The organism is Emticicia sp. C21 (genome assembly GCF_003418935.1).
Classification (GTDB): Bacteria; Bacteroidota; Bacteroidia; order Cytophagales; family Spirosomataceae; genus Emticicia.
Genome location: NZ_QVMT01000005.1, coordinates 140,877 through 154,772 on the forward strand (window position 1 = coordinate 140,877; position 13,896 = coordinate 154,772).

Consider the following 13,896-nt stretch of genomic DNA (forward strand, 5'->3'; position numbering starts at 1 on the left):
TTTATCGGATATAAGTTCGGAAGTTTTTTCTCCAAAAGTGAGTATCAATTTTTCTGTTCCACGTGGAACGTGGAAAAATTCCACGACCAAAAAGTTTCACGTGGAACCATAAACAATTTTAAATAATGTTTCAAGAATACGATGTTATAGTAGTAGGAGCCGGACACGCAGGATGCGAAGCAGCATCGGCCGCAGCCACTATGGGTTCCTCGACACTATTGATAACAATGAATATGCAAACCATCGCACAGATGTCATGTAATCCGGCAATGGGTGGTGTAGCTAAAGGACAAATAGTTCGTGAAATAGACGCTTTAGGGGGTCGCTCAGGGATTATTAGTGATAAGACTATGATTCAATTCAGAATGCTGAACCGTTCTAAAGGACCAGCTATGTGGAGTCCTCGTTGCCAGAGTGATAGAATGCTTTTTGCCCAGGAGTGGAGAGATACATTGGAAAGTATTCCAAATCTGGATATCTGGCAAGATATGGCTGTGGGGATATTGGTAGAAGATAATAGAGTAGTGGGGGTTAAAACTTCGATGGGCGTTGAAATAAGAAGTAAATCTGTTGTACTTACTAATGGAACATTCCTGAATGGTAAGATTCATATTGGTGAAAAAACATTCGGGGGTGGTAGAACAGGAGAGAAGGCGGCTCATGGAATTACAGAACAATTAGTCGAGTTAGGGTTCGAATCCGGGAGAATGAAAACCGGAACACCGCCAAGAGTAGACGGGAGGTCGTTAGACTGGGATGAAATGGAGGAACAAAAAGGAGACGAAAATCCTGAAAAGTTTTCTTATACTGATACCCCAAAATTAGCCAAACAAAGAAGTTGCTATGTAACCTATACCAATGAGAAGGTTCACCAGGCGCTAAGAAAAGGCTTTGATAAGTCGCCTATGTTTAGTGGTAGAATAAAAGGATTAGGACCACGTTACTGTCCATCGGTAGAAGACAAAATTAATCGCTTTGCCGATAAAGACCGCCACCAGATATTTGTAGAGCCAGAAGGATGGAATACAGTTGAAATGTATATCAACGGTTTCTCGACATCTTTACCCGAAGATGTACAATATGAAGCTTTGCGGTTAATTCCAGGTTTTAAGAACGCCAAGATGTTCAGACCAGGATATGCCATAGAATACGATTTTTTCCCTCCAACACAATTAAAATTAACATTAGAAACGCATCTGATCGAGAATCTTTTCTTTGCCGGGCAGATCAATGGAACCACAGGCTATGAAGAAGCAGCTTGTCAGGGTTTAATTGCAGGTATTAATGCGCATAATAAAGTGCAGGAAAAAGAGGCATTCATCTTAAAACGCAACGAAGCTTATATAGGTGTATTGATAGATGATTTAGTAAACAAGGGCACAGATGAACCATACCGAATGTTTACTTCAAGGGCAGAGTTTCGCACATTGTTAAGACAAGACAATGCCGATATAAGATTGACTCAAAAAGGTTATGATTTAGGCTTAGCTTCTCAAAGTCGTCTGGATAGAATGATCCAGAAAAGAGAAGAATCTGAAAAGCTAATTAAATCTTTAAAGGAAATGAAGATTTCACCAGACCAGGCTAATGGTTTTCTTGAATCAATAGAATCGGCAGGTTTAAGAGAAAAGTCTTCTTATTATAGTATTCTGAAAAGACCTGAGATTGAGCTGGATGATATAAAGAATCTAAGCAATGAAATAAAAACATATCTTGAGAGTTATGATGATGAAGTATTGGAACAAGCTGTAATTCATGTCAAATACGAAAGTTATATCGATAAGGAATTATTAATGGCTGAAAAGATGGCGAAGTTAGAAAATCTAAGTATTGTTCCTACTATTGATTACGATAAATTAACATCCATCTCAATAGAGGCAAGACAAAAGCTTAAAAAGCTGAAACCGCAGACATTAGGACAAGCTTCTCGAATAAGTGGCGTTTCACCTGCCGATATTTCAGTACTGATGGTACATCTCGGAAGATAAGAAATATTAAATTTTGTTAATTACCCTCAAATAACATTTGAGGGTTTTATTTTTGAAGTTCAAAGCTAAACAGGATGTTAAAGAATAATTTATATCAAGTAGTAACATTTTTAATCATCAGTAATTTATTATTAAGTTGCGCACAGTTCGTTCCACCAACTGGCGGAAAGCGGGATGAGGTAGCACCTAAATTAATAAAGTCCATTCCTCAGAACAAGCAGACTAATTTTAAAGGACAACAAATAGAACTCTATTTTGATGAATTAATAGATGTTACATCTTTAAGACAAGAATTAGTAATTATTCCCGAACAGGAGGGATACTTCGATGTAAAACCCAAGTCAAATAGTGTCGTCTTAAAATTCGACAAACCCTTTAAAGATAGTACTACTTATACACTTAATTTTAAGAAAGGAGTTAAAGACCTAAACGAAAGGAATGAAGTACAAAATCTAAAACTGGCTTTCAGTACAGGAGCTAAAATCGACTCATTAGAATTATCAGGAAACGTGAAAAATTTATTCACTAATCAGCCAATCCTGGATGCACAGGTGTCTTTATATCAGGTACAGGATTCTTTAAATCTTAAAAAGACAAAACCCAATTATTTCTTAAAAACTGATTCAAGCGGCAATTTTAAGTTTGAGAATTTAAAGAAGGGAAGATATCGTCTCTATGCCTATACAGATAAAAATAATAATCTAAGATTCGATGCAAAATCAGAACTGATTGCTTTTGTAAAAGATACTATCAAACTGGATTCAAATATATCGAATATTGACTTAGCCTTATATTTGGCCAATAATGATAAACCAAAGAATCAGAAGACCTTACAAAGAGCAGAAGATTTTACAGTAATTTATGATAAGAATATCAAAACCTATGAGGTATCTTTTGTGAACCCTGCTGATAGCCTTCCTTATTCGGCTATCAGAAATGAGATAAAATTTTACAATATTCCTTTAAAGACAGATACGGTAAAAGTGAATATCACGGTAAGAGATTCCGCAGATAATGCCTTGACACATTTGCAGAAAATAAAATTCAGAGATGCTGAAAGAAGAACTACACGTAGAACCAACCAGAAAAATTTCTCCTTTCAGACTGATCCTAAATCAAGAGAAGCAGTAGAAAAAAATCTGATTATTGATTTATTCTTTGATACCCCAATTGTTAAGACAGACTTCAGCAAAATAAAACTCTTAAGTGATACCATAAAAAATGAGCCATTAGATGAAAAAGCTTTTGTGTGGAACATGTTTAAAACTCAGGTAAAAATTACGAAAGCTATTTCAGCTACAAGAGAAATAAAATTCGAATTTCAGACTGGAGCATTTATAGATATCAAAGGAGATTCAAGTCAGGCTACAACCTTAAGAAATCCGATTTTACAACCCGAAGATTATGGAATTGTTGAGGGAAGTATCGACGGAAATAAGGCGAATAAAATCGTACAATTGGTAGACGAAAATTATAAGGTTGAAGCGGAGCAAAAAACAAAAGACAATAAATTCAATTTCCTAAACGTGAAACCTGGCGCATACCTTATTCGAATAATCGTAGATAGCAATGGTAATGGCCAATGGGATTATGGAAATGTAGAGCAAGACATAGAACCTGAAAAAGTTTACTTTTCAGAAGAAGTTATTCGAGTCAAAGCTAATTTCGAATTGAGAGGACTTAAACAAAGTATTCCGGAGAAGTAGGGTTTCCTACTTCTTTTTTCTATTCATAATTAATAGAACAGCTTCCCAGAATCATAGTATAAAAGATTAAAGAATCGTTTTATACAGTATACTACCACAAAACTCCATGTACTTTGCTTAACGCTGAAGTTGTTTAGCATTATTTCTCTCCTTTAAAAAATGTATTACTTCTGCCGCTCCTGCATTAAATGATTTTAACGTTTGGCGGAGAGTAACACAATAGTATGATTTTACCAGAAACCTCTTCGAACACTTTGATAAAATAATCCTAAGTCAGAATTTTAGGGGGACGCTTAGCTAAAACGCCCAGTCGGGGACGCCCAGTCCTGGATAAAAATCCACAACTGGCTGCTCACAACTAGCGGTCTGCAACTAGTAGTCTACATAACAATTATTGATATGTAGAATAAAAAAAACTTAAGCGCAATACACATGGCAGGATCATAACTGACTAAATATCTTAAAATGATGAGCCAACCTACAATTATTGGCGAACGATTAATTCTTGCCAGGGAAGCCTCACCAGTTTTTTCTTCAACTATCATAAAAAATAAAAAAGGAAGTATATGGGCTTTAGGGAATCTACCAGAACCAGGAAAGAACTGACTAATATAAAGGTAACTGGAAGTCTGTTTAAAAGATGTATTAGCTATAATTACCAACAGATAGTGTCGGAGTATTTCAAGGTACCAACCACTCACGTGGAATCGGAAAAGGTTACCAATACGGTGGGAACCTTTTTGAATGGGGTAAAAAAGAAAGCCATTTTAAAAGAGCGATTGGCCATACATATCAGCAGGTAGTTTCAGCGTCTGTGAAAGTATCAGCAACTCAAACAGTATCAGAAAATGTAGCCAATACGGTTGATACATTTTATCTGATAACTTGTATGCTATGCATATCATAACGGCAATAAGGCTACCAAACTAATCCACTAAAAGAGCTAAATAGAATCATTTTTTTACCAAAACCCAAAAGGTCAATTCAAAATAAAAAATATCCAAAAAAATCTGTTGACAAGTATGTGGACAGTATGAGGATAGTGCGCGTAGTATAGTGGAAGGGCTTGTGGAGAATTGAATAGGGCTAGTGGAAAGAATATCTACACTGTGGAATACACCCAAAAATACCCTGATTTCCCCAATTCACACCAGGTGGATTAACGTGGAAACATACTGTGGATAGTGGATTCAAATATCAACACAAATAATTTTTTTCAGAATGTAAATAAGTGGTATTAGAATTGATTATCAATAAAATAAGTGTGGATGAGTATACTAAAACTGTGGAAAAACAGATTATTTATGTGAATACTTGGAAAGCCATTATCCACAGATTATATTTATTCACATTTCCACAGGGCTAATAATTTAAAACAACAATAAAATATTATTAATTTTTATTTTTTTTATTAAAGCATGAAAAGGTATCTGTTACTTGTTTTGATGATGATTGTCGGAGTAAGTCTAAAAGCTCAAGACCTTGAATTGGCCAATGAATATTTCAAACAAGGAGAATATGAAAAAGCCAAAGAGATTTATGTAAAGTTGTCGAAAGATAAAAATACGGTCAAGCTTGTACACACCAATTATCTGCAAACACTCTACAAATTAAAAAATTGGGACGAGGCCGAAAAATTTCTGAAACGCCAGATTAAGGCTAATGAAAATCTCATTAGCTACAAGGCAGACTATGCCCTTTTGTTAGAAATGACAGGCAAACCTGACGATTCTCAAAAGGAATTCAACAATGTGATTGATTTGGCGGCCAAGTCAGACGGTACTCTTTACGAAATGCAGGACTTTCTCTATCGTAATAGTAAGACAGAGCAGGTTATTCAGTTGTTGAAAAAAGGAAGAGAAATTGCCAAAGACGATAATAAATATGCCATATTCTTCGCCAGAGCCTATTTATACAACGGTCAGAAGGAACCGATGATTGACGAAATGTTAAAATATGGTTTGACCGAGGGTAATACAGATTACGTAAAAGCAACATTCCAGGATAATCTGAAAACCGATGCAGAGATAGATATGCTCGAAAAGGTGCTTTACAGCAAGGTACAGAAGTTTCCGAATGAACAATACTATGCCGATATCTTAATCTGGCATTTGATTCAACAGAAAGAGTTTTACAAGGCTTTTGTACAAACCCGTGCTTTAGACAGAAGATACAAACTGGAAGGACAAAGAGTTTTTGAACTGGCTCAGACAGCTTTGGTGAATAAGGATTTTAAGAATGCTATTCAGATGTACGAATACGTGATGAAAGAGTATCCTCAAGGCCAGTATTATCCTTATGCCAGGCGTAATGCCATCTTCTGCAAAGAAGAAGTGATTAAGACCACTTATCCGGTCGATTTAGGCTCTATCAGAACGCTCATAAAAGACTACCAAAGTCTCTTTACTGACCTTGGACAAAATCAGAAAACAATGGAGGCTATGCGTAATACAGCACAGCTCTATGCATTCTACTTAAACGAAAGAGATACGGCTATTACAGTCCTTGAAAAAGCTATCAGCATTTCAGGAGCAGATAACAATTTCAGAGATAAATGTAAACTGGATTTAGGCGATATTTATATCCTGAGAAACGAACCATGGGAAGCTACTCTGCTTTATTCACAAGTAGAGAAATCGCAAAAAGAAGATATGCTCGGTCAGGAAGCTAAGTTAAAAAATGCGAAGTTGCATTATTACAATGGCGAGTTTGATTTATCAAAAGAGATTCTGGACATTCTGAAAAAAGCGACTACCCGTGAGATAGCCAATGATGCTATGCAACTAAGTTTACTGATTCAGGATAATATTGGGTTGGATACTACAGAAGCAGCCATGCGTGAATATGCGGCTATTGACCTTTTGCTTTTTCAGAACAAAAATCAGGAAGCTTTGGCTGCCTTAGATAACGCTTTCCAGAAGTATAAAAGTCACAGCTTAGCGGACGAAATTCTCTGGTTACGCGCCAATACCTATGTTAAAATCAATCAGCCTAATAAAGCTCTGGACGACCTTGAACTATTGCGCAAAAACTATAACTTCGATATATTAGCTGACGATGCTTTATATCTGGAAGCTAAAATTTATCAGGAGAAATTAGGACAGAAAGATAAAGCAATGGATTTATACCGTCAAATCCTTCAGAACTTCCCTGGAAGTATCTATAGTGCTGATGCCAGAAAAAGATTCAGAAATCTGCGAGGCGATACAATAAACTAAGGGTTTTCCACATTAATATTGTTAATAAGTCTCATAAGTTCGGCTTGTGAGACTTATTTGTTAAAATATTGTTAAGTGAACCTCTACATACCTATTGATAAGAACTTTCCTCGTTATTCTTCATATAAGCTAAACAAAAAATCACACCATGAAAGGTAGGTTATTCACATTGTCCACAATGTTATGCACATTGAGCTTCGTGGCCAATGCACAATCTGAACAGACAAGAACTTTAGGCTATAATTATTATGGTCAGCGCATTAACGAAAAGGCCATTTGTAACATGGTAAGCTTTCGTTCGAAAGAGGTAGCAGAAAAAGCAGTAGATGAGATAGTGCGCAGAAGTGGATTAAAAAGGAATTTTTATGTGATGGAGTGCCCTAATACAGACAACTGTTTTGCCGCAGTAAACGGACAAACCCGTTTAATTGTATATGATGGAAATTTTATGAAGAAAGCTAATGATATAGCTAAAACAGACTGGGGTGCACTAAGCATATTAGCCCATGAAATAGGACATCATTTGCAAGGACATACGATTATTGAAGGTGGTAGCGACCCGCAAAAAGAATTAGAAGCTGACGAGTTTTCAGGATTTGTGATGTACCAAATGGGTGCTTCCCTTAAAGAAGCACAGGCAGCTATCAGTAAATTAACTTCTGATTATGATGGGGGTACTCACCCGCCAAGAAGTAGACGTTTAGCCTCTATTGAAAAAGGTTATAATAATGCACAGGAATTATACCCGAATGTGAAGAAAAACGACGGAAGTACGATTACCTCTTTACCAAATAAAAAATTACCGGAAGTACAATACCCAACACAGCCACAACCTCAAACCCAACAAAGGCCTGTAATTGTGGATAATGTGGATAAAAATGTGAATAAGCCGATTGACCCTATCAGAAGGACCGATGGAAATATGAGTGGTGCACCGGAAGTTGGCAGAATTGACCCAAATGCCGGGGATAACTCAACAACTGGATCACGTAGTCCGGCATGTATTGAAGGAGATTGCGATAATGGTTTTGGTAAAATGATTAATACACGCTCGCAAGAAAGATATGAGGGTGAATGGAGAGACGGCAAACGTGAAGGCAGAGGAGTTGAGTATTATGCTGATGGGGAAAAAAAATATGTGGGTAATTTCTTGGGTGGCAAGTATAGTGGTAATGGGACTTATTTCTACAAAAATGGGGATAAGTATGTGGGTAAGTATAAAAACGGAATGATGAATGACGAACGAGGCTATTTTATTTATAATAATAATATGCGCGTAGTGGTAAAAGTAGAAAATAATAAGAAAACTGGAAGGGCCCTGCGATTGTACCCGGATGGACGTAAAGAAGAAACGTATTTTGATAATGATGTGGAAAGAAAGACTTATCGGGATGCCAGTGGACGGATTATCAATACGTTTTAATTAAAATGTGAAAGCGGAGACTAATTAATCTCCGCTTTTTTTATCGGATTAGTGATAAGGTTTGGAAAAAAATAAGAAAAAACTTTTAAATCAGACCCTATCCTATTTACCTTTGACCCCTCAAAATGATTTTTTTCTGATATGTCTTGGTTTAAGCGTACTGTCAAAGGAATTCAGACACCAACCGAAATGAAGCGTGAAGCGCCTGACGGTTTATGGTATCAATGTCCGAACTGCAAGAAAGCAATGCATACACGTGAGCATAAAAATAATGCCTATACATGTATCCATTGTAACTACCACGAAAAAATCGGCTCCGAAGCCTATTTTTCATTATTATTTGATGATGGAAAATTTACTGAATTAGACGCTAATCTACGTTCGGGAGACCCGCTTAACTTCACAGATACAAAACCGTATCCGGATAGAATCCGCTCTACCGAAAAGAAATCAGGTTTAAAAGATGCTGCTCGTACGGCCTACGGAAAAATGTCAGACCTTGACATTGTGGTTACCTGTATGGATTTTGCTTTTATAGGTGGTTCAATGGGTTCGGTTGTAGGTGAAAAAATCGCGAGAGGAATTGAGTATGCTTTGAAGAATAAAATCCCATTTCTTATGATTTCGCGCTCAGGTGGCGCAAGAATGATGGAAGCAGGATTCTCATTGATGCAAATGGCAAAAACTTCTGCCCGATTAGCTCAATTAGCTGAAGCAAAAATCCCATATATATCACTTTTAACTGACCCGACAACCGGAGGCGTAACAGCTTCATATGCCATGTTGGGAGATTTCAATATATCTGAGCCGCAAGCATTAATCGGATTTGCAGGGCCGCGTGTTATTAAAGAAACTATTGGTAAGGAATTACCAAAAGGCTTCCAGACGGCAGAATTTATCTTAGAGCATGGCTTCCTCGATTTTATTGTCGATAGAAAAGATTTGAAAGATAAACTGGCAAGTTTGTTGAAAATGCTGGCTTAATTCTCTTATTAATAGGGTAAATCATACTTATCAATCATCAGCAAAGCAAGTATGAGACTTATCAAGCATCCTGTATTGTGCAATTACTACGTTACGTATCGCTGTAATGCTACGTGTAGTTTTTGTGATATATGGGAAAAGCCTTCACCCTATATTACGCTCCAGAATTTTAGAGAGAACCTTCGTGACCTAAAGAAATTAGGAGTAAAAGTTATTGACTTTACTGGAGGTGAACCTCTTCTACACCGCGAGTTAGATCTTTTGCTAGATGAAGCAAAGAAAGCAGGTATGATAACTACAGTTACTACCAATTGCCTGCTCTACCCCAAATATGCTGAGCGCTTGAAAGGAAAAATAGACATGCTTCATTTCTCTCTGGATTCTCCAGATGAAGAAGAACATAATGTTTCACGTGGCGTCAAATGCTTCGATAAAGTAATAGAATCGATTAGTATTGCTAAAGCAAATGGCGAAAGACCGGATGTATTATTCACAGTTTTTGAACAAAATGTGGATAAGATAGAACGCGTGTGGAAAGAAATCACGCAGCCTAATGACTTGGTTTTGATACTCAATCCGGTGTTCGATTACAATAGCGTACAAACAGGAGGAAGTCTTTCTGAACAGTCGCTTAAGCAATTACAATGGTGGGGCAAACAAAAGAACGTTTATCTCAATGAAGCCTTCATTTCACTTAGACAAAACGGTGGAAATCATGTGGATAATCCCGTTTGCAAGGCCGCCTCTACTACTTTAGTTATTTCTCCAGAGAATAAATTAGTCCTCCCCTGCTATCATTTAGGTACAAAAGATTTTACTATTAACAATAATCTCTACGAATTATACCAATCAGCTGAGGTACAGGAAATTGTAGCTTTAGAAGGAAAATTGAAGGAATGTGAAGGATGTGTAATTAACTGCTATATGCAACCCTCTTTTGCCGTAGAAATCAATAAATACTTCTGGAAAGCGCTTCCTAGTACGCTTAAGTATAATTACATTAAGAGTACCTGGAAGCAATTTATATAGAGTCTGATAGAAATATTTTCTTTTATTATTAAGAATATATAATCTGAAAAGTGCCTGGTTTGGTAGAGACAGGGGACTGCCCTGTCTCTACGGAAATATAAATTTGAGAGGCCTACGATGAGCCTTTTAATATATAAATTACGATAAATAAGACTTTTTATAATTGTACTTTCGAAAGAAAAAACAATTCCGCAGGTTCTGCCAATAAATCATCTGCCTTTGCTGAAAAAGCTGCTACATGCTCATTTGCCAGATGATTTTCCAGACTTTCTTTATCTGTCCAGTTTTCATAGAAGAAAAACAATTGAGGGTTGTCGTTGCTTTGGTGCAATACGTAATCAATACAACCCTGTTCTTTTAAGGTAGGTGCGATTAAGGCCAATAAGCCGCTTTTGGCCTCGTCTATTTTATCGGCCTTGACAATGATTTTAGCTATGACTGTTAACATACAAAAGTTTAGAGATGAAATATAATAAAGTCAAAAATAGGATTTTATTTCTTTGATGGCAGCCTTTTTATCAACAAATTAAAAAATCTCTCTCCCCTACGTTATTTTGACAATAGCTTCAAATCAACTAATTTTAACGGCTTATTCTATTTTAACCAATTCAACCTTTAAATGAATGAAAAATACCCTGAAATCTCTTACCCTTATTCTACTTTCCCTATTAATGTTTTCGCTTACACAAGACAAACCGACCAAAATCATTTTATTTGGTGATTCCATTACCCAGGCAGGTGTTGGTCCGACAGGTTATATTACCAAAATGAAAGAAACTCTTGAAAAACAAGGCATTAAAGATAAATACCAATTGATTGGTGCAGGTATTGGCGGAAATAAAGTATATGACTTATTCCTACGCATGGAAGATGATGTATTGAATCAGAATCCGGATGTAGTAGTGATTTATATTGGCGTAAATGATGTATGGCATAAGTCAAGCCACGGAACAGGAACTGATGCAGATAAATTCACAGGTTTCTACACAGCCATCATCAAGAAACTACAATCGAAAGGTATTAAGGTTATTTGCTGTACTCCGGCAGTTATTGGAGAACGTAATGATAATAGCAATTCACAAGATGGAGACTTGAACCACTACTCAAACCTGATTAGAAATATCGCCTCAAAATTCGATTGTCCATTAGTTGATTTACGAAAAGAATTTACAGCATACATCATAAAAAATAACCCACAAAATAGAGAGTCAGGGATTTTAACAACTGACCGCGTACACCTGAACGAAACTGGGAATCAGATGGTAGGAGATTTGATATTAAAAGCTATTGTAAAATAAGCAAACTATTAGCCTCAGCATCCCGGTGGCTCACTTTTTATTATGAAAAAACTAAAATTCTTTTCCCTACTATTCGTCTTTTTCTTGATATTAAATGCGAATGCGCAAAACCAGATAGCTATTACTATTGACGATTTACCATTTGTTTCAGAACTAAATCTGAAACATGCAGAAGAATCTACCGACAAATTGTTGGATAAAATCAAAAAAAATGGCATTAAAGCCGTCGGGTTTGTCAATGAAAAATCAGTAGTAAAGCTTGGTGAAATGGATAATCGGGCAGCTATGCTTGAAAGGTGGTTATTCAATGGCAATCAATTAGGAAACCATACTTTTTCTCATCCTTCTTTTAATACTACGAGCCTCGAAGATTTCAAAACTGAATTATTGAAAGGCGAAGTAATCACTTCTGAGTTAAACAAAAAGTATAGAGAAACTAAAAAGTACTTCCGCTATCCTTTTCTACAAACCGGGCCTGATAGTTTGAAAAAATATGGTTTCGAAAAAGTATTGGCTGAGCAAGGTTATATCAATGCCCCTGTAACAATTGAAGCTGACGACTGGTATTTTAACAAAGTATATATGGATGCCATGCGCGCAGGCAGTAAAGAATTGATGAAAACCGTAGCCGAAAAATATATCCAACACAACAAAGAGTATTTTGATTACTACCTCAAACTGACGCAAGAAGTAGTCGGCCGGCCTATCAAACACATTTTCCTTTGCCATGCCAATGCGCTCAATGCAGATTATTTTGACGAATTGTGTAAGGTAATGACTGATAAAGGTTTTTCATTTATTAGTTTGGATGAAGCTTTAACTGATGAGATTTACAAGCATAAAGAAACTGTTTTAACTACCGGAGGCTTCCCTTGGTTGCATAGATGGAGAATGACAGACAAGAAGAAAACAACCATAAAGGATGTGGAAATTCCGGCTGATATTAAAGCATTATATGAGAAAAAATAAAAGCACTTTGTATGAAAGCACTTCTTTAGAATCGATTAAAACTATACACATTATTGCAAATTTTCAGCATTTTGAGCACCAATATTTTTAAAATTAGCTAATTTGCGTAAAAATTGAGTATTAGGCTTCATTGACAGTTATAATAATATTTTTTCTTTTTAAAATTCAAAATACTTACCATGAGTCAATCTTTGATTAAGCCGGGCGTAGTTACAGGTGAAGCACTTGCTGCTCTGTTACGCCACGCTAACGAAAATGATTATGCCCTACCCGCTGTTAATGTTGTAGGAACTAATTCAGTAAATGGTGTGATGGAAGCTGCTAAAGCTGTTAACTCACCAGTTATTATTCAATTCTCAAACGGTGGTGCTTCATTTTATGCCGGTAAATCTTTACCAAACAAAAATCAGGAAGCGGCAATCGCCGGAGCAGTTTCAGGTGCTATCCACGTACATCAGATTGCCGAAATGTATGGCATTCCGGTAGTTTTACATACTGACCACTGTGCGAAAAAATTATTGCCCTGGATCGACGGTTTACTAGATGCAGGTGAAAAATATTTTGCGCAACATGGCAAACCATTATTCAGCTCTCATATGATTGACCTTTCAGAAGAGCCAATCGAAGAGAATATCGAGATATGTGTTAAATATTTTGAGAGAATGGCCAAAATGGGTATGACTCTTGAAATCGAACTAGGTGTAACAGGTGGCGAAGAAGATGGTGTAGATAATTCGGACGTTGATAGTTCAAAACTATATACTCAACCATCAGAAGTAGCTTTTGCTTACGAAGAGCTATTGAAAGTTTCTCCAAACTTCACAATTGCGGCGGCTTTCGGTAACGTTCACGGGGTTTATAAACCAGGTAATGTGAAATTGCAACCAATCATTCTGAAAAACTCTCAGGATTATATCCAGGAAAAATTTGGAACAGGTGAATTACCAGTGAACTTCGTATTCCACGGTGGTTCAGGTTCTTCACGTGAAGAAATCAGAGAGGCCATCAAATACGGCGCAGTAAAAATGAACATCGATACCGACGTACAATGGGCAACCTGGGAAGGTATTCTAAAGTACTACAAAGACAAAGAAGGATACCTACAAGCACAATTAGGTAACCCTGAAGGTGCCGACTCACCAAATAAAAAATATTACGACCCACGTGTATGGTTGCGTAAAGGTGAAGAAAGCATGATTAGCCGTTTGAAAGTTGCTTTCGAAGATTTAGATTGTATCAACCGTTGCGAAGGTCTTTACTAAGAACTAGTAATTAGCATAT

The 13,896-nt window shown here is 36.7% G+C and carries 11 protein-coding genes; 10 read left to right on the forward strand and 1 reads right to left on the reverse strand.

What is annotated here, in order from left to right; all coding sequences use genetic code 11:
* The first annotated feature begins 125 nt into the window (after positions 1-125).
* The 7 genes from mnmG (at position 126) to D0T08_RS13345 (ending at position 10,348) form a co-directional block, all read left to right on the forward strand.
* Entirely contained in the window at positions 126-1,988 is a 1,863-nt protein-coding gene (mnmG, locus tag D0T08_RS13315) for a tRNA uridine-5-carboxymethylaminomethyl(34) synthesis enzyme MnmG (protein WP_116983150.1), read from the forward strand.
* 74 nt (positions 1,989-2,062) lie between these two features.
* A complete protein-coding gene (locus D0T08_RS13320) occupies positions 2,063-3,694 on the forward strand; it encodes an Ig-like domain-containing domain (protein ID WP_116983151.1) in 1,632 nt (543 codons plus the stop codon).
* Between the two features lie 566 nt (positions 3,695-4,260).
* Complete coding sequence (locus tag D0T08_RS13325; protein ID WP_116983152.1) at positions 4,261-4,497, forward strand: hypothetical protein; 237 nt, start codon at positions 4,261-4,263, stop codon at positions 4,495-4,497.
* 615 nt (positions 4,498-5,112) lie between these two features.
* Entirely contained in the window at positions 5,113-6,912 is a 1,800-nt protein-coding gene (locus D0T08_RS13330) for a tetratricopeptide repeat protein (protein WP_116983153.1), read from the forward strand.
* Between the two features lie 178 nt (positions 6,913-7,090).
* Entirely contained in the window at positions 7,091-8,335 is a 1,245-nt protein-coding gene (locus D0T08_RS13335) for a M48 family metalloprotease (protein WP_158561262.1), read from the forward strand.
* A gap of 141 nt (positions 8,336-8,476) precedes the next feature.
* Positions 8,477-9,319, forward strand: a complete 843-nt coding sequence (gene accD / locus D0T08_RS13340) for an acetyl-CoA carboxylase, carboxyltransferase subunit beta (RefSeq protein WP_116983155.1) — start codon at positions 8,477-8,479, stop codon at positions 9,317-9,319.
* 51 nt (positions 9,320-9,370) lie between these two features.
* Positions 9,371-10,348 carry a radical SAM protein gene (locus D0T08_RS13345; RefSeq protein ID WP_116983156.1) on the forward strand — a complete coding sequence of 326 codons (978 nt, stop codon included), beginning with the start codon at positions 9,371-9,373 and terminating at the stop codon, positions 10,346-10,348.
* A gap of 157 nt (positions 10,349-10,505) precedes the next feature.
* Here D0T08_RS13345 and D0T08_RS13350 read toward each other — a convergent pair whose 3' ends face one another.
* Positions 10,506-10,796: a putative quinol monooxygenase gene (locus D0T08_RS13350; RefSeq protein ID WP_116983157.1), complete on the reverse strand. Its 291-nt coding sequence runs from the start codon at positions 10,794-10,796 to the stop codon at positions 10,506-10,508.
* A gap of 175 nt (positions 10,797-10,971) precedes the next feature.
* On the opposite strand from D0T08_RS13350, the gene D0T08_RS13355 reads away from it, so the two are divergent.
* The 3 genes from D0T08_RS13355 (at position 10,972) to fbaA (ending at position 13,877) form a co-directional block, all read left to right on the forward strand.
* Entirely contained in the window at positions 10,972-11,646 is a 675-nt protein-coding gene (locus D0T08_RS13355; protein ID WP_116983158.1) for a GDSL-type esterase/lipase family protein, read from the forward strand.
* 42 nt (positions 11,647-11,688) lie between these two features.
* Entirely contained in the window at positions 11,689-12,615 is a 927-nt protein-coding gene (locus D0T08_RS13360; protein WP_116983159.1) for a polysaccharide deacetylase family protein, read from the forward strand.
* 179 nt (positions 12,616-12,794) lie between these two features.
* The gene (gene fbaA, locus D0T08_RS13365; protein ID WP_116983160.1) at positions 12,795-13,877 is read left to right on the forward strand and encodes a class II fructose-bisphosphate aldolase; all 1,083 of its coding nucleotides are present in this window, start codon (positions 12,795-12,797) and stop codon (positions 13,875-13,877) included.
* Positions 13,878-13,896 lie beyond the last annotated feature (19 nt).

Coding starts and splice junctions, on each gene's coding strand:
- D0T08_RS13350 (WP_116983157.1), bottom strand. CDS start 10,796: ATGTTAACAGTCATAGCTAAAATCATTGTCAAGGCCGATAAAATAGAC.
- D0T08_RS13320 (WP_116983151.1), top strand. CDS start 2,063: ATGTTAAAGAATAATTTATATCAAGTAGTAACATTTTTAATCATCAGT.
- D0T08_RS13335 (WP_158561262.1), top strand. CDS start 7,091: ATGTTATGCACATTGAGCTTCGTGGCCAATGCACAATCTGAACAGACA.
- D0T08_RS13360 (WP_116983159.1), top strand. CDS start 11,689: ATGAAAAAACTAAAATTCTTTTCCCTACTATTCGTCTTTTTCTTGATA.
- accD (WP_116983155.1), top strand. CDS start 8,477: ATGTCTTGGTTTAAGCGTACTGTCAAAGGAATTCAGACACCAACCGAA.
- D0T08_RS13325 (WP_116983152.1), top strand. CDS start 4,261: ATGGGCTTTAGGGAATCTACCAGAACCAGGAAAGAACTGACTAATATA.
- D0T08_RS13330 (WP_116983153.1), top strand. CDS start 5,113: ATGAAAAGGTATCTGTTACTTGTTTTGATGATGATTGTCGGAGTAAGT.
- D0T08_RS13355 (WP_116983158.1), top strand. CDS start 10,972: ATGAAAAATACCCTGAAATCTCTTACCCTTATTCTACTTTCCCTATTA.
- fbaA (WP_116983160.1), top strand. CDS start 12,795: ATGAGTCAATCTTTGATTAAGCCGGGCGTAGTTACAGGTGAAGCACTT.
- D0T08_RS13345 (WP_116983156.1), top strand. CDS start 9,371: ATGAGACTTATCAAGCATCCTGTATTGTGCAATTACTACGTTACGTAT.
- mnmG (WP_116983150.1), top strand. CDS start 126: ATGTTTCAAGAATACGATGTTATAGTAGTAGGAGCCGGACACGCAGGA.